The 16140-nt window shown below is 27.9% G+C and carries 13 protein-coding genes and 4 tRNA genes; all 17 read left to right on the top strand.

Features of this window, described 5'->3' with window-relative positions:
* Positions 1 to 14: 14 nt before the first annotated feature.
* The 17 genes from ABVS04_RS04605 to ABVS04_RS04525 all read left to right on the top strand — a co-directional run bounded on the left by ABVS04_RS04605 (position 15) and on the right by ABVS04_RS04525 (position 15915).
* Positions 15 to 90, top strand: a tRNA-Lys gene (locus ABVS04_RS04605).
* A gap of 22 nt (positions 91 to 112) precedes the next feature.
* A tRNA-Glu gene (locus ABVS04_RS04600) sits at positions 113 to 187 on the top strand.
* Between the two features lie 19 nt (positions 188 to 206).
* Positions 207 to 282 (top strand) — tRNA-Val (locus ABVS04_RS04595).
* 92 nt (positions 283 to 374) lie between these two features.
* Positions 375 to 451 (top strand) — tRNA-Asp (locus ABVS04_RS04590).
* 74 nt (positions 452 to 525) lie between these two features.
* On the top strand, positions 526 to 2106 hold the full coding sequence (locus tag ABVS04_RS04585; protein ID WP_368029500.1) for a cache domain-containing protein: 1581 nt from the start codon (positions 526 to 528) through the stop codon (positions 2104 to 2106).
* Positions 2087 to 2749: a response regulator transcription factor gene (locus tag ABVS04_RS04580; RefSeq protein WP_368029499.1), complete on the top strand. Its 663-nt coding sequence runs from the start codon at positions 2087 to 2089 to the stop codon at positions 2747 to 2749. The genes ABVS04_RS04585 and ABVS04_RS04580 overlap by 20 nt, the downstream gene beginning before the upstream one ends.
* Before the next feature lie 177 nt (positions 2750 to 2926).
* Positions 2927 to 3181 carry a DUF4212 domain-containing protein gene (locus ABVS04_RS04575; RefSeq protein WP_368029498.1) on the top strand — a complete coding sequence of 85 codons (255 nt, stop codon included), beginning with the start codon at positions 2927 to 2929 and terminating at the stop codon, positions 3179 to 3181.
* 13 nt (positions 3182 to 3194) lie between these two features.
* A complete protein-coding gene (locus tag ABVS04_RS04570; protein ID WP_368029497.1) occupies positions 3195 to 5072 on the top strand; it encodes a sodium:solute symporter family protein in 1878 nt (625 codons plus the stop codon).
* A 104-nt stretch (positions 5073 to 5176) separates the two neighbouring features.
* Positions 5177 to 6997, top strand: a complete 1821-nt coding sequence (locus tag ABVS04_RS04565; protein WP_368029496.1) for a DUF294 nucleotidyltransferase-like domain-containing protein — start codon at positions 5177 to 5179, stop codon at positions 6995 to 6997.
* Positions 6997 to 7629 carry a 3'-5' exonuclease gene (locus ABVS04_RS04560; protein ID WP_368029495.1) on the top strand — a complete coding sequence of 211 codons (633 nt, stop codon included), beginning with the start codon at positions 6997 to 6999 and terminating at the stop codon, positions 7627 to 7629. Before ABVS04_RS04565 ends, ABVS04_RS04560 begins: the two co-directional genes overlap by 1 nt.
* Before the next feature lie 185 nt (positions 7630 to 7814).
* The gene (locus ABVS04_RS04555; RefSeq protein ID WP_368029494.1) at positions 7815 to 8129 is read left to right on the top strand and encodes a DUF485 domain-containing protein; all 315 of its coding nucleotides are present in this window, start codon (positions 7815 to 7817) and stop codon (positions 8127 to 8129) included.
* Positions 8129 to 9778, top strand: coding sequence for a cation acetate symporter (locus ABVS04_RS04550; protein ID WP_368029493.1), 1650 nt, complete (start codon positions 8129 to 8131; stop codon positions 9776 to 9778). The genes ABVS04_RS04555 and ABVS04_RS04550 overlap by 1 nt, the downstream gene beginning before the upstream one ends.
* 354 nt (positions 9779 to 10132) lie before the next feature.
* Positions 10133 to 10447, top strand: coding sequence for a DUF485 domain-containing protein (locus ABVS04_RS04545; protein ID WP_368029492.1), 315 nt, complete (start codon positions 10133 to 10135; stop codon positions 10445 to 10447).
* On the top strand, positions 10447 to 12117 hold the full coding sequence (locus ABVS04_RS04540; RefSeq protein WP_368029491.1) for a cation acetate symporter: 1671 nt from the start codon (positions 10447 to 10449) through the stop codon (positions 12115 to 12117). The genes ABVS04_RS04545 and ABVS04_RS04540 overlap by 1 nt, the downstream gene beginning before the upstream one ends.
* A 137-nt stretch (positions 12118 to 12254) precedes the next feature.
* Complete coding sequence (locus ABVS04_RS04535) at positions 12255 to 14096, top strand: putative nucleotidyltransferase substrate binding domain-containing protein (protein ID WP_368029490.1); 1842 nt, start codon at positions 12255 to 12257, stop codon at positions 14094 to 14096.
* On the top strand, positions 14089 to 14709 hold the full coding sequence (locus ABVS04_RS04530; protein ID WP_368029489.1) for a 3'-5' exonuclease: 621 nt from the start codon (positions 14089 to 14091) through the stop codon (positions 14707 to 14709). The genes ABVS04_RS04535 and ABVS04_RS04530 overlap by 8 nt, the downstream gene beginning before the upstream one ends.
* Before the next feature lie 12 nt (positions 14710 to 14721).
* Positions 14722 to 15915 carry an acetate/propionate family kinase gene (locus ABVS04_RS04525; protein WP_368029488.1) on the top strand — a complete coding sequence of 398 codons (1194 nt, stop codon included), beginning with the start codon at positions 14722 to 14724 and terminating at the stop codon, positions 15913 to 15915.
* Positions 15916 to 16140: the final 225 nt, after the last annotated feature.

The following is a 16140-nucleotide window of genomic DNA, read 5'->3' as shown; positions in this document are numbered from 1 at the left end:
AATTTTGTTTATGTGACCCGTTAGCTCAGCCGGTAGAGCATCTCACTTTTAATGAGGGGGCCGATGGTTCGAATCCATCACGGGTCACCATTTATTTTATTGTTGCAATCTTGGCCCCTTCATCTAACGGTTAGGATCTTGGATTTTCATTCCAATCACAGGGGTTCGAATCCCCTAGGGGTCACCAAGCCATATTGCAACAAACCGGTCGATTAGCTCAGTTGGTAGAGCGCTACCCTTACAAGGTAGATGTCATAAGTTCGAGTCTTATATCGACCACCACATTTTTAAAAATTATAAAATGCAGTAGCATTAGATTTTTAAAGATTATTTTGTGACTTCTATTTACTCTTTGTAAATAGTATTTTTTAAGTGCGGTTGTAGTTTAGTTGGTTAGAATGCCTGCCTGTCACGCAGGAGGTCGAGGGTTCGAGTCCCTTCAACCGCGCCACTTTTAAAATCTTCAAAAGAAACTTCTTATATAAAATCAGTTATTATTTTACCTTTAAAACAAAAGGTTTTTTTATGTTAAAAGCAAAAAGTCTATACCATTTAATTGTTTATAGTATATTATTTATCGTGGTCCTAATATCATTCTTTACTTTTATTATTATCAGTAATGCCCATGATGAACTTCAAGATAAAACTGAAACCCTTAAAACAGATTATACAAACAGTCAAAAAGAACTTATTAAAAGTGATGTTAATAATGTAATTAACTTCATTAAATATTATGACAATAAATACAAAAATATAAAACCTCAAGAAATCATTCAAAAAGAAGTTATAGAAGCACTTAAAGAATTAAGAACTGACAATATGAATGAGTACCTATTTATTTACAATTTTGAAGGAGTAAGCTTATATCACCCTATTTCAAAAGATAGAGTTGGTAATACTTATTATGAATTAAAAGATAAAGAAGGTAAAGAAGTAATAAAAGACTTAATTAATGTTTCTCAAAAACCAAATGGTGGATATGTTGAATATCTTTGGTATAAATTAGCCATTTTTAAAGATACTAAAAAAATTTCTTATGCAAATTCGTATAAAAACTGGAATTGGACAATTGGTCGAGGTGTATATTTAGATGAAATTGATAAATTAGTTAAAGAAAAAGATGAAGAATATAATCAAAAAATATCAAATTATACTTTACAAATTACATCATTAACAATAATGCTTGTTCTATACTCTATATTTATATACAAAAATGCAACTATATTAATAGTAAATGATGTTAAAGAGATTGGTAAGTATTTTAAAGAATCACAAAAAAATGATAATCCAATAAATCAAAACAGAATTATATTTGGTGAATTTAAAATAATTGCAAACTATGCAACTGATGCTATGAATAATATTAAATTAAAAACACATATGTTAGAAGATTTGAATAAAAATCTTGAATACAATGTATCTGAAAAAACTAAAGAATTAACAAAATTAATTGAATCACAAAAAACATTTATAAAAAATTCTGTTCATGAGATAAATACGCCTTTAGCAATAATACAAACAAATATTGATTTATTAAAAATGAAAATTCCAAATAATAAATATATTACAAATATAGAATCAGGCTCAAAGATTATTCAATATATATATGATGACTTATCCTATTTAATAAAAAGAGATAGAGTAATCTATGAAAAAGAGTATTTAGATTTTTCTAAAATATTATCTCAAAGGATAGATTATTTTGAAGAAATAGCTATTTCAAACTCGCTTTACTTTATAAATAATATTGAAGAGGATATGTATATAAAATTCAATAATACAGAGCTACAAAGAATTATTGATAATAATTTATCAAATGCAATAAAATATTCATATGCTAAATCACCAATATTTGTAAAACTTGAATATTTAAATGATAATGAAATTAAATTTAGTGTTACAACGCATTCTAAACAAATTAATTCAGTAGAAAAAATATTTGATGACTTCTATAGAGAAAATAATGCAAGAGGTGGTTTTGGATTAGGCTTAAAAATAGTAAAAGATATTTGTGATAAAAATTTAGTTATAATTAACTTACAATCTGATGAAGAAAAGACAAAATTTACTTATAGGTTTAGAATAAATGAAGATATTACTGCTTGAAGATGAATTAATGTTAAACAATGCTATTAGCGAGTATTTGAAAAATATAGGACATATGGTTGAAAGTTTTTGTGATGGTCAAGAAGTTTTAAATGCTATTAATAATTCTTATGATTTGTTAATACTTGATATTAATGTACCAACTAAAGATGGCTTTGAAATATTAACAGAACTAAACAGACAAAAAAAATATATTCCAACTATATTCATTTCGGCACTAATTGATATAGAAGATATTAGCAAAGCATATAATCTTGGATGCAGAGAATATATAAAAAAACCTTTCCATTTAGGTGAATTAGGTATAAAAATCAACCAAATCTTAAAAAAAGAACAAAATAACACCTCTCATATTAAATTTTCAGAAAATTATTCTTATGCAAAAGACAAACAAACATTATATTTCAATGGTGAACCTCAAAATTTAACTAAAAAACAATTAGAAATTATACATATTTTGGCTCTTAATATTAATATGATTGTGGATTTTGAAAGATTTAGAATGGATATTTGGGATGGAGAAAATATAGATAATCCAACAATTAGAGCAGAAATTTCTAGATTAAAAAAAGCGTTAAAAGAAGATTTCATTAAAAATATTCGAGGACTTGGTTATAAAATAGATAGATACTACTCAGTATAAAGCCCATTTTTAAGGGCTTTTATTTCTTCAGAATTATTAACATACTAATTTTTATTATTAAATAACTAAAAAAAAAATCAATTGCTACCTTTTTGCTATTCACAACTATTATAATTTCATTGTTACCTTATTAAGCAATTTATTTTGTTTGGTATAAAAATTTTGAAGGAGAGCAAAATGAGTCCAGAAAAAGCACAAGCATACTGGAAAGAAAATATTTCTATGATCATTAAACTACTTGTAGTTTGGTTTATAGTTTCTTTCGGTTGTGGAATTTTATTTATCAACGAACTTAACGCTATTGAAATTAGTGGAGTTAAATTAGGTTATTGGTTTGCACAACAAGGTGCAATATATGTATTTGTTATTTTAATTTTTGTTTACGTAAAAGTAATGACAGGAATTGATGAAAAATACGGCGTTCATGAATAGGGAGTAGAATAGTATGGAATTACAATCATTAATTTACCTATTCGTAGGTGTTTCTTTTGCAATTTATATTGGTATTGCTCTTTGGGCAAAAGCTGGTTCAACTAAAGATTTCTATGTTGCAGGTGGTGGAGTTCACCCAGTTGCAAACGGTATGGCAACAGCAGCAGACTGGATGTCAGCAGCTTCATTTATCTCATTAGCAGGTATCATTTCATTCAAAGGTTCTGATGGTGGAGCTTATTTAATGGGGTGGACTGGTGGATACGTTCTACTAGCTATGTTGTTGGCACCATATTTAAGAAAATTTGGTAAGTTTACTGTTCCTGACTTCGTTGGTGATAGATATTATTCAGATACAGCTAGACTAGTTGCTGTTGTTGGTGTTATTTTTGTTTCATTTACATATGTTGCAGGACAAATGAGAGGGGTTGGTATCGTATTCTCAAGATTCTTACAAGTTGATGTAAATACAGGTGTACTAATTGGTATGGCTATTGTATTCTTCTATTCAGTTCTTGGTGGAATGAAAGGTATTACATATACTCAAGTTGCTCAATATATTGTTATGATTTTTGCATATATGATTCCTGCAATTTTCTTATCATTACAAGTTACTGATACATTCTTACCTCAATTAGGTATTTTTGCAACAACTACATTTGCATTTAGCAATGGTGTACAAGTTATTCCTGAAGGAACTTATCTTTTACATGCACTTGATCAATCTTTAGTTGACTTAGGTTTTGCAGAATATACTAAGCCAGGTAACTTATGGAATATGTTTATGTTAACAACTGCGTTAATGTTAGGAACAGCTGGTTTACCTCACGTTATTGTTAGATTCTTTACAGTACCAACTGTTAAAGATGCTAGAGTATCTGCTGGTTGGGCACTAGTATTTATTGCAATTATGTATACAACAATTTCTTCTGTTGCTTCTTTCTCAAGAATCAACTTAATTAAAAATGTACAAAATGTAGAATATAGCGCATTTGTTAATAATGAAGCTAAATTTGCAGATGGAACAGCTAACAATGGTAAATGGTTCAAAACTTGGGAACAAGGTGGATTATTAGCATGGACTGATAGAAATGGTGATGGAAAAATCCAATATGCTAAAGGTGATGCATTTACAGCAGCTAAAGGTAAACCTGAATTTGATGGAACTAAGGTTGGTACAAATGGTGAGAGATTAACAACTAATCCTAAACCTGCTGAAAATTCTGGAAAAATTGAAAATGAAATTTATGTTGACGTAGATATCATGGTTCTTGCAAATCCTGAAATTGCAAACTTACCTAACTGGGTAATCGCATTTATTGCAGCTGGTGGTTTGGCAGCAGCATTATCAACAGCAGCTGGATTATTACTTGTAATTGCTTCAGCTATTTCACACGATTTGATGGGTCAAGTTATCTTTAAAGATAAAAAAACTGGTAAATCAACATTAAATGAGAAAACTGAGTTAATGTGGGCAAGGGTTTCAGCTGTAGTTGCAATTGCAATTGCTGGTTACTTAGGAATTAACCCTCCAGGTTTCGTTGCACAAGTTGTTGCTTTTGCATTTGGTTTAGCAGCGGCTGCATTCTTCCCTACAATTATACTTGGGGTATTTGATAAAAGAATGAATAAAGAAGGTGCGATTGCTGGTATCCTTGTTGGTCTATTCTTTACTTTTGGATACATTGTATACTTTGTATTTTTAGGTGGAAGCAAAGAAGATTACTTATTTGGAATTGATCCAACAGGAATTGGAACTATTGGTACACTATTACACCTAATAGTAGCATTCGTTGTATCTAGAATGACTCCTGAGCCTCCTGCAGAGATTCAAGAGCTTGTAGAAAATATTAGAATTCCTTCTGGTGTTGGTGAAGCATTAGATCACTAAAAAGCTAAACTAAAAAAGTATACCTTCGGGTATACTTTTTAGTATTTTTTTATGTTAAAACTTTTAACATAAAAAAATACTATCAAAGAATCTAAGGAAAATAAATGAGTCTTCAAGATCAAGCTGCTTTTCTTTCAAATATCCATCCTTTTCAAGTTTTAACCTCAAGTCAAATGGATAGATGTATAAAACATATGGATATTGCATATTATCCTAAAGATTCAGTTTTAATCAGTCCTGAAAAAATATCAAATCATTTTTTTATAATTATTAAAGGAACAGTTTATGAATACTCATCCGATAATATGGTTGTTATGGATTATCATCATGAAGATTCATTTGATTCAAACTCATTAATATATGGTAAATGCAATAATACTTTTAAAGTTTATGAAGAATTAATTTGCTATGAATTAGAAAAAGATACTTTTTTAAAACTCATTGAACAAAATCAACAATTTAAGGATTATTTTTTAAAAGATTTAGTTAATAAAATTCAAACACTAAAAGATAAAGAATATACATCAGAATTATCATCTTTTATGATTGCAAAAGTTGATGACACATTAATTCATGAAGCTTGCATAGTTGATGAAAACACAAAATTAATAGATGCCATTGAACAATCAATGGAATTTAAAACTTCAACAATAATAGTAAAAAAAGATAATGGTAAATATGGAATTATTACAGATTCACTTTTAAAAGTAAAAGTTCTTTTAGCAGGAAGAGATCTAACAATTCCAGTTAAAGATATTGCTATATTTCCACTTATAACTGTTCATAATGATGATTATTTATTTGAAGCATTAACCCTTTTAATTAAAAAAAACATTAAAAGAATTGGTGTAACTAATTCAAAAGGTGAAATGATTGGTATATTAGAACAAATTAATATTCTTTCACATTTTGCAAATCATACCTATGTAGTAGATTCAAAAATTAAAAAAGCTAAGAATATAGATGATTTAAAATTTGCGAGTAAAGATTTATTAAATATAATAAAAAGTCTTCAAGCAAAAGGTGTAAAAGTTAATCATATATCAAACTTAATTGGTCAACTAAATATAAAAGTTTATCAAAAACTTTATAATTTAGTTTTGCCAACAGAGTTGCAAAAAGGTGCTTGCTTAATAGTAATGGGAAGTGAAGGAAGAAATGAACAAATAATAAAAACTGATCAAGATAATGCCCTTGTTGTCAAAGATGGGATAGACGTAGAACAATATAGACCTTATATGAATGATATTACAAAATATTTAATTGATTTTGGTTATCCTCCATGTGAAGGGAATATAATGGTATCAAATCCATTTTGGTGTAAAACAGTAAGTGAATATAAAAATGAAACAGCAAGATGGATTCAAGCACCAGATATGCAAAATTATATGGATTTAGCAATATTTTTTGATTCTTTTGCAGTTGCAGGAGATAAAGATTTATTAATAAACTTAAAAGATGATTTATTTAATAAGCTTCATGATAAAGATGTATTTATGGCATATTTTGCAAAAGCGACATTAACATTTGACACACCAAATACTATTGCAAATTTTATGACAAAATCACATAATATTGATATAAAAAAAGCTGCTGTTTTTCCTATAGTTCAAGGAATTAGATCTTTAGCACTGAGAGAAAAAATTAGAGAAACTACAACTGTTAAAAGAATAAAAATTTTAGAAGAAAAAAAGATTTTAGAAAGAAATAAAGCAGCTGAACTTCTTGAAGCATTTGATGTTGTTAATACACTAAGATTAAAAGCACAATTAGATGATATTCAAGATGGTAAAAAAATAAATAATGAGATTGATACACACTCTTTAGGAAAAATTGAAAGAGATTTACTAAAGGATTCTTTTAAAATTGTTATTGAGTTTAAGAAATTTATTAATTATACTTTTAGAATAGATAAGATTTCATAATGTTTGAAAATTTCTTTAAAAATTGGAATCGAAAAAAATTAAAAAATAAGAAATATGATTTCTTATTTCATGAACCAACTATTGATGAATATATATGTTTAGATTGTGAAACAAGTGGATTAAATCCAAGAAAAGATGAAATCTTATCAATAGGTGCTGTTCATATAAAAGGTAATAAAATCTTGATGAGAAAAACTTTTTATCTATTCTTAAAACCTTCAAAACATATTGCAGAAGAATCAATAAAAATTCATCAAATAAGACCAATTGACTTAGAAAATGGGTTAGATCCAGAAGATGCTATTTATCAATTATTAGATTTTATTGGCTCTCGACCAATAGTCGGATACTATATTAAATTTGATGTAGCGATAATTTCAAAATATACTAAAAAATTTATTGGTATAAAGTTACCAAACGAAACAATAGAAGTTTCATCTATGTATTATAGAACAAGAAAAAGATCAAGTGACTATGAATTTATAGATTTAAAATTCGATACAATTCTAAAAAACCTCAATATTCCGGCATTAGGAAAGCATGATGCCTTAAATGATGCGATTATGACTTCAATGATATTTCTAAAATTAAAAGATTTAACACCAGCTAAAACAACATTTTATACAAATTAATCAGACTTAAGCAGCTACAAAAAAATAATTTTCCCTATTTTATAGTGAATTTATACTTATAAATTCACTCATAAGTATAATTCTATTACAATATTTTCCGATGTTTAAAAAATGCTATCTTATTGCAACTTTCGTAGCTTAAGATTCCAATGTATTTTTTATTACAATTATTTTAGGAGGCAAACATGAATAATGATTTAGTACAAAAAATTAAATCTAATCCAAAGTATCAAGAATTGGTTTCAAAAAGAAGTTCATTTTCTTTAAAACTATCAATTTTTGTTCTAGTGATGTTTTATGCATATATTTTAGTTATTGCATTTAACAAAGAGCTTTTAGCAACAAAATTAGGGGATGGTGTAATGACAATTGCATTTCCAATTGGTGCTGCAATTATAGTTATTAGCTTTATTACAACGTTAATTTATGTAAGAAGGGCAAATAGTGAATTTGAAGACTTAACAAATCAAATTAAAGAAGATGTAAAGGATGCTATATAATGTTTAAAATAATTACAATATTATCTTTAGTTGCACTTGGTTTATTCGCTGCAGGGGATGCAACATTTTCAGGAAAAAGAGATTTAAATGTATCTGCAATTATTATGTTCTTCATTTTCATTGCTGGAACACTTTTAATTACAAAATGGGCTGCAAGTAAAACAAAATCTGCTTCAGATTTCTATACAGCAGGTGGAGGAATTACAGGATTCCAAAATGGTATGGCTATTGCTGGGGATTATATGTCAGCAGCATCATTCTTAGGTATTTCTGGAATGATTTATTTAAGTGGATATGATGGTTTAATTTATGCAGTTGGATTCCTAGTTGGTTGGCCTGTTATTTTATTCTTAATGGCTGAAAAATTAAGAAATTTAGGTAAGTTTACATTTACAGATATTGCTGCATATAGATTGGATCAAACTAAAATTAGGATTTTAGCTGCATTTGGTTCTTTATCTGTTGTAACTTTATACTTAATCGCACAAATGGTTGGAGCTGGAAAATTAATTCAAATCTTATTTGGTATGGATTATGAATATGCAGTAGTTCTAGTTGGAGCTATGATGGTTATTTATGTTACTTTTGGTGGTATGCTTGCAACTACTTGGGTACAAATTATCAAAGCTGTATTATTACTTTCAGGTGTTACTTTCATGGGTCTTATGGTTTTAGCACATTTTAACTTCTCATTTACTGATTTAGCTACACAAGCTGTTGCAACACACTCTAAAGGTCAAGCTATTATGGCACCAGGTGGGTTTATTACAGATCCAATTTCAGCTATTTCTTTAGGTATGGCATTAATGTTAGGAACTGCTGGTTTACCACATATCTTAATGAGATTCTTTACAGTTGGTAATGCTAAAGAAGCTAGAAAATCTGTTGTTTATGCAACTGGATTTATTGGTTACTTCTATTTAATTATTGCTGTTATTGGTTTAGGAGCTATTGTATTCTTAAATTCACCAGAAGGTGCACAATACTATGCTGATGGTAAATTAATTGGTGGTGGAAATATGGCTGCAATTCACTTATCACATGTTGTTGGTGGAGACATCTTCCTAGGATTTATTTCAGCAGTTGCATTTGCTACTATTTTAGCGGTTGTTTCTGGTTTAACTCTTGCAGGTGCATCTTCAATATCTCATGATATTTATGCAATTGTAATTAGAAAAGGAAATGCTACTGAAGCTGAAGAAATTAAAGTATCAAAAACATCTGTAATTATCATCGGTGTTGTTGGGGTTATTTTAGGTATTGCTTTTGAAAAACAAAATATTGCATTCATGGTTGGTCTTGCATTTGCCATTGCTGCATCTGCTAACTTCCCAATTTTATTCCTTTCAATTTACTGGAAAAAATTAACAACTAGAGGTGCATTTATTGGTGGATTTATTGGTCTTATCACTGCAGTAATTCTTGTGATTTTAAGTCCTACTATTTGGGTTGAGATTATGGGTAATGCTCAAGCTATTTTCCCATATAAACATCCTGCATTATTCTCTGTAACTGCAGCATTTATTGGAATTTGGTTCTTCTCAATTACTGATAAATCTGAAAGTGCAAAAAGAGAAATTGAATCATTTGAAGCTCAAAATGTTAGAGCTGAAACTGGTATCGGTGCTGATGGAGCAGTTGATCACTAGAAATGTTACTAAAGTGAATTTTCACTTTAGTAACATCTGAGTAATAATTCATTACTTTTCTAAACATGTTTGATAGCTTTTTAGCTATCAAACATTATTCTTAAATTTTTCTTAATTCTAGTCATTAAATTTAATAATTTATAATTATATTTTATGTTACAAATCTACAATTTAATACACAAATTTTACATAATTACTTAAAAATAATTCTAATTTCTTAAATATTGAATGTATAATCAGTTACTTTTTTCCATTTGCTATTTAAATGCTACCATTATAGTATTAGAAAAGCTTATATGAGAAATGATATAAAATTTATAAATATTTTATATCAAATTAAAAAAAGGAAGCACAATGAATGAAGAATTAGTAGAAAAAATTGAATCTAATCCAAAATATAAAGAATTAGTTTCAAAAAGAAATAGTTTTGGTATTAAACTAGGAGTTTTCGTATTAGTTATGTTTTATGCATATATTTTAGTTATAGCATTTAATAAAGAACTATTGGCAGCAAAAATTGGTGATGGTGTAACAACAATTGCATTTCCTATTGCATTAGCTATTTTAGTTATTAGTTTTATCACAACTCTTATTTATGTAAAAAGAGCAAATGGTGAATTTGAAGATTTAACTAATGAAATAAAAAAAGATGTAAAGGATATGATGTAATGTTAAAAATATTAGTACTAATTGCAATTTTTGCACTAAGCGTATTTGCTGCTGGAGATGCAACATTTGAAGCTGTAAAAAGAGAACTTAATATTCCTGCGATTATTATGTTTTTTATCTTTATTGCTGGAACTTTAGGTATTACTTTTTGGGCTGCGAAAAGAACAAAATCTGCAAGTGATTTCTATACAGCAGGGGGAGGAATTACAGGTTTCCAAAATGGTTTAGCAATTGCTGGAGATTATATGTCAGCTGCCGCTTTTTTAGGAGTATCAGGTCTTATATATATGAAAGGTTACGATGGTGTAATTTATGCGGTTTCATTTTTAGTAGGATGGCCAATTATTTTATTCTTCATGGCTGAAAAATTAAGAAACTTAGGTAAATTTACATTTGCAGATATTGCTGCTTATAGATTAGGACAAAAAGAAATTAGAACTTTAGCTGCGTTTGGTTCTATTTCAGTTGTAATTTTATATCTAATTGCTCAAATGGTTGGAGCTGGAAAATTAATTCAAGTTTTATTTGGTATGGAGTATGAATATGCTGTATTCATGGTTGGTGCCTTAATGATTATTTATGTTACTTTTGGTGGTATGCTTGCTACTACTTGGGTACAAATAATTAAAGCTTGTTTATTACTTTCAGGTGTTTCATTTATGGCTGTTATGGTTTTATACCACTTTAATTTCTCTTTTGAATCATTAGCAGCAAAAGCAGTTGAAAATCATAAAGCAGGAGAGTCAATCTTAAGTCCAGGTGGATTTATTACAGATCCAATTTCTGCTATTTCTTTAGGTATGGCATTAATGTTAGGAACAGCAGGTCTTCCTCACGTTTTAATGAGATTCTTTACAGTTGGAAATGCAAAAGAAGCTAGAAAATCTGTTGTTTATGCAACTGGATTTGTTGCATATTTTTGGGTAATTATCACAGTTGTTGGGTTTGGAGCAATTGCATTTTTAAATAGTGCAGAAGGTGCTCAATACTTTGATGGAGCAAAAGCATATATGGATGGTGGTGCATTATTTGGAGGAAGCAATATGGCTTCTGTTCACTTATCGCATATGTTAGGTGGAAATGCATTCTTGGGATTTATTTCAGCTGTTGCATTTGCAACAATTTTAGCGGTTGTATCTGGATTAACACTAGCGGGTGCATCTGCAATATCCCATGACATTTATGCAAATGTTATTAACCCAAATGCTAGTGATGAACAAGTTGTGAAAATTTCTAAAATTACAGTTATTTTAGTAGGTATCATTGGTGTTACATTGGGAATTGCATTTGAATCACAAAATATTGCTTATATGGTTGGTCTTGCATTTGGAATTGCTGCAAGTGCAAACTTCCCTATTTTATTTCTTTCAATTTACTGGAGTGGATTAACAACAAAAGGTGCATTCATTGGTGGATTTATGGGATTAATCTCTGCTGTGGCATTAGTTGTATTAGGACCAAATGTTTGGGTACAAATTTTAGGAAATGAAAAAGCTGTTTTCCCTTATGCGCACCCTGCATTATTTTCTGTAACAGTTGCTTTTGTTTCTATTTGGTTCTTCTCTAAATTAGATAACTCAGAAAGAGCTGCAAAAGAAAGACAACTATTTAGAGGTCAAAATATCAGAGCAAATACTGGTATTGGTGCAGCTGGAGCTGTTGAACATTAATCTATTTTATCAAAGGATTTTATCCTTTGATAAATCCTTTATTTTTTATTTCTTTCTTCATATAACTACTCTTTTTTAATAATAATTATTTTATTCATTTTTAGCTATAATTTACCACTTCAATATAAAGAGTAAATATGAGTCTATTAGAACAAAAAGCTTTTTTAACATCAATTCATCCCTTTGAAAATTTAAGTGCAAATCAACTTGATACATTTGCAGATAGTATGGATATTGTTTATTTTAAAGAAAATGAAACAATTCAAAAACAAGGAAAAAATCCAGAATTTCTTTTTTTTATTTTAAAAGGGCTAGTTCAAGAAAAACAAGAAAATGAAGTTTTATCAATTTATTCTAAAAATGAAATTTTTGATTCTATTTCTTTAATAGAAAATTATTCAAAGAATAGTTTTGTAACTACAGAAGAAACTATTTGTTACAGTCTTCCTCGAAGTATTTTCATAAAAACATTACATGAAAATATAGAACTAGAAACATATTTCTTCCAATCAATATCTGAAAAACTTAACAATAATATTCATTATGAAAAAAATAAAGAAATGGCAAATATAATGATTGCAAAAGTTAAAGATGCAACTATTCATAAAGCTGTAATTATTGATGAAGATAAGTCAATCTTTGAAGCTGCAACTATTATTAAAAAAGAAAAAGTTCCAACTATACTTTTAAAAGATAATAATGGGGAAATGCATATCATCACAGATTCTGATTTTAGACAAAAAGTAATTTTAAATAGAATGGATTTCGATGAGAAAGTTATAAAAATTTCTTCAAAAGGTTTAATTTATGTAAATGAAGATGATTTTTTATTCAATGCTCAACTCATAATGGCTAAACATGGATTAAAAAGAGTTGTTGTAAAAAATTCTAAAGATAATATTGTTGGTATTTTGGATCAAATTTCATTATCATCATTTTTTGCTACAAATACTTTTTCTGTTTCAAATCAAATAGTAAAAGCAGAAACTGTAGAAGAACTAAAAGAAGCATCTTTATCATTTATAAAGATAATTAAGTCTTTAAATGCAAAAGGTGTAAAAATTGAATTTATCGCTAGATTAGTTAATCAATTAAATAAAAAACTTTTAGATAAATTATATAAATTATTAGCACCTAAAGAATTATATGAAAAATCATGTTTAGTGGTTATGGGAAGTGAAGGTAGAGGGGAGCAGATTTTAAAAACAGATCAAGATAATGCATTAATAATACAAGATGATTGCACAATTAGCGATGAAGAATTACAAAAATTTACACATGATTTTACAGAAACACTTGTAGATTTTGGATTTCCAAGATGTGAAGGTAATATCATGGTTTCAAACCCATATTGGTGTAGAAAAGAATCTGATTTTAAAAACCTTATTTATCAATGGGTAAATGAACCAAGTGGTGATAATTTTATGAATATTGCTATTTTTTATGATGCTGTTTGTGTTTCAGGAAATATAGATTTAATATTAAATTTAAAAGAATACTTATTTAAAGTTGCTGGAAATTCACAAACTTTTAATGCTCATTTTGCAAAAGTAATTACTAGTTTTAATGTTCCTTTAGGATTTTTTGATGGTTTTGTTTTTAATAGCAAAGATGAAAAACAAAAAAATGAAATTGATATTAAAAAAGGTGGAATATTTATTATTGTTCAAGGTATAAGATCACTAAGCTTAGAGCACAAGTTATTAAACACAAGTACTGCAAAAAGAATAAATAAATTAACAGAGATAAATGTATTAGAACCAGAACTTGCAAAAGAATTAACAATGGCTTTTAACTTTTTAACAAATTTAAAGTTGAAATCAAATCTAGAAAAACTTGATAGAAAAGTTGCTATTGATAACTATATAAATCCTGATAGTTTAAATACAATGGAAAAAGATTTATTAAAAGATTCTTTTAAAATAGTAAATAAATTAAAGAAAAAATTAGAATTCCACTTTAAGTTAAACTATGTTTAGAAATATAAAAAACTATTTTAATAAAAAAAATTTAAAAGACAAAAAATATTTATATTTATTTGATGAACCAAATAATGAAGAATATGTTTGTTTTGATTGTGAAACAACAGGTCTAGATCCAAAAAAAGATGACATTATTTCAATTGGTGCTGTAATTATAAAAAACAACACCATTGTTGCAAGTAAAAAATTTGTTAAGTTTATTAAACCCAAAACTAAATTACAAGTTGAAGCGATAAAAGTACATCATATTAGAGAATGTGATTTAGAAGATGCAGAAGATATCAATAAAGTTATAAAGGAGTTTTTGGAATTCATTGGAAACAGAACATTAGTAGGATATTTTTTAGAATTTGATATAGCCATGATTAATAAATATTTAAAACCAATATTAGGAATAAAATTGCCTAATAAAGCCCTAGAAGTATCTGCTATTTACTATGATTATAAAATAGAAAGAATTCCACAAGCAAATATTGATTTAAGATTTAATACAATAATGAATGAATTGAAAATACCAAGCCTTGGAAAACATGATGCATACAATGATGCTGTAATGACTTCAATGATTTTTATAAAATTAAAAAACTTACCAAAAGTAAAAATAAACTAAAAAAGGAACAAAATGTTAGTATTTGTATTAAATGCAGGTTCATCTTCACTAAAATATCAACTAATCAACGCAAAGACAGCTGAGCTTAAAGCCAGTGGATTAGTAGAAAGAATAGGAATTGATGGAATATTAAAACATGAAGTTGGAGAAAATAAAAAATTAACATTTGAACTTCAAATTCCAACACATAAAGAAGCAATCGAACTTGTATTAAGAATTTTAACAAATGATGAAACAAAAGTAATAGATTCAATAAAAGAGATTCAAGCAATTGGACATAGAATTGTTCATGGTGGTGAATTTTTTAAAGAATCAACAATAGTTACTGCTGATGTGATTGATAAAATTGAACAATTAATTCCCCTTGCACCATTACATAATCCTGCAAATATAATGGGAATAAAAATTTGTCAAGAATTAATGCCAAAAGTTCCAAACGTAGCTGTATTTGATACAGCATTTCATCAAACAATGACAAAAGAAAACTTCTTATATGCAGTTCCATATGCAGATTATACAGAACATCATTTAAGAAAATATGGTTTCCATGGAACAAGTCACTATTATGTATCTAATGAAGCTGTTAAAATATTAAATAAAAAAGATTCAAAAGTAATTGTTTGTCACTTAGGAAATGGTTCTTCTGTTTGTGCAGTTAGAGATGGAAAATCAATTAGCACTTCAATGGGACTTACTCCACTTGAAGGATTAATAATGGGAACAAGAGCTGGAGATATTGACGCAGGTGTTATTCCTTATTTAATGGAGAAAAAGAACCTAACTTCAAATCAAATTCTTGATTATTTAAATAAAAAATCTGGGATTTTAGGTATTTCTGGAATTAGCTCTGATTTAAGAGAAGTTATCAAAGCTTCTAAAGATGGTGATCTTAGATCAAAAATAACTATTGAAATGTTATGTAATAGAATTAAAAAATACCTATGTTCTTATGCTGGATTAATGGGTGGAGTTGATGCTATTTGCTTCACAGCTGGGATTGGAGAGAATTCTGATTTAATTAGAGAAAAAGTTTGTCATGGACTTGAATTTATGGGAATAGAATTGGACACTGACAAAAATGCAATTAGAGAAAAAGGTAATAGAGAAATAAGTAAAAAAAGTTCTAGAACTAAAATTTATGTTATTCCAACAAATGAAGAATTAGTTATTGCAAAAGATACATATAACTTAACAAAAACAAAATAATTTGTTACCAAATAGAATTTAACTAAAAAATTGTGGATGATGTACTATTTTTGTACATCATACCTCAATTGAACTACAATAAAACTTTACATCCACCTTGATCTGTCATCTTTTACTATTGATCCTACTTTTTTAATATAATTTATTTTTTTTATGTACTATTTCTGAAATTTTGCTATTTTATTGCTACGTTTCTCTTTTATAATCATTTTACAAACTTTAAAA

Source organism: Arcobacter sp. s6 (genome assembly GCF_040884245.1).
Classification (GTDB): domain Bacteria; phylum Campylobacterota; class Campylobacteria; order Campylobacterales; family Arcobacteraceae; genus Aliarcobacter.
Note: the sequence above shows the minus strand (reverse complement) of the source record. Positions and strands in the feature narration are given on the sequence as shown.

Coding starts and splice junctions, on each gene's coding strand:
- ABVS04_RS04585 (WP_368029500.1), top strand. CDS start 526: ATGTTAAAAGCAAAAAGTCTATACCATTTAATTGTTTATAGTATATTA.
- ABVS04_RS04580 (WP_368029499.1), top strand. CDS start 2,087: ATGAAGATATTACTGCTTGAAGATGAATTAATGTTAAACAATGCTATT.
- ABVS04_RS04575 (WP_368029498.1), top strand. CDS start 2,927: ATGAGTCCAGAAAAAGCACAAGCATACTGGAAAGAAAATATTTCTATG.
- ABVS04_RS04570 (WP_368029497.1), top strand. CDS start 3,195: ATGGAATTACAATCATTAATTTACCTATTCGTAGGTGTTTCTTTTGCA.
- ABVS04_RS04565 (WP_368029496.1), top strand. CDS start 5,177: ATGAGTCTTCAAGATCAAGCTGCTTTTCTTTCAAATATCCATCCTTTT.
- ABVS04_RS04560 (WP_368029495.1), top strand. CDS start 6,997: ATGTTTGAAAATTTCTTTAAAAATTGGAATCGAAAAAAATTAAAAAAT.
- ABVS04_RS04555 (WP_368029494.1), top strand. CDS start 7,815: ATGAATAATGATTTAGTACAAAAAATTAAATCTAATCCAAAGTATCAA.
- ABVS04_RS04550 (WP_368029493.1), top strand. CDS start 8,129: ATGTTTAAAATAATTACAATATTATCTTTAGTTGCACTTGGTTTATTC.
- ABVS04_RS04545 (WP_368029492.1), top strand. CDS start 10,133: ATGAATGAAGAATTAGTAGAAAAAATTGAATCTAATCCAAAATATAAA.
- ABVS04_RS04540 (WP_368029491.1), top strand. CDS start 10,447: ATGTTAAAAATATTAGTACTAATTGCAATTTTTGCACTAAGCGTATTT.
- ABVS04_RS04535 (WP_368029490.1), top strand. CDS start 12,255: ATGAGTCTATTAGAACAAAAAGCTTTTTTAACATCAATTCATCCCTTT.
- ABVS04_RS04530 (WP_368029489.1), top strand. CDS start 14,089: ATGTTTAGAAATATAAAAAACTATTTTAATAAAAAAAATTTAAAAGAC.
- ABVS04_RS04525 (WP_368029488.1), top strand. CDS start 14,722: ATGTTAGTATTTGTATTAAATGCAGGTTCATCTTCACTAAAATATCAA.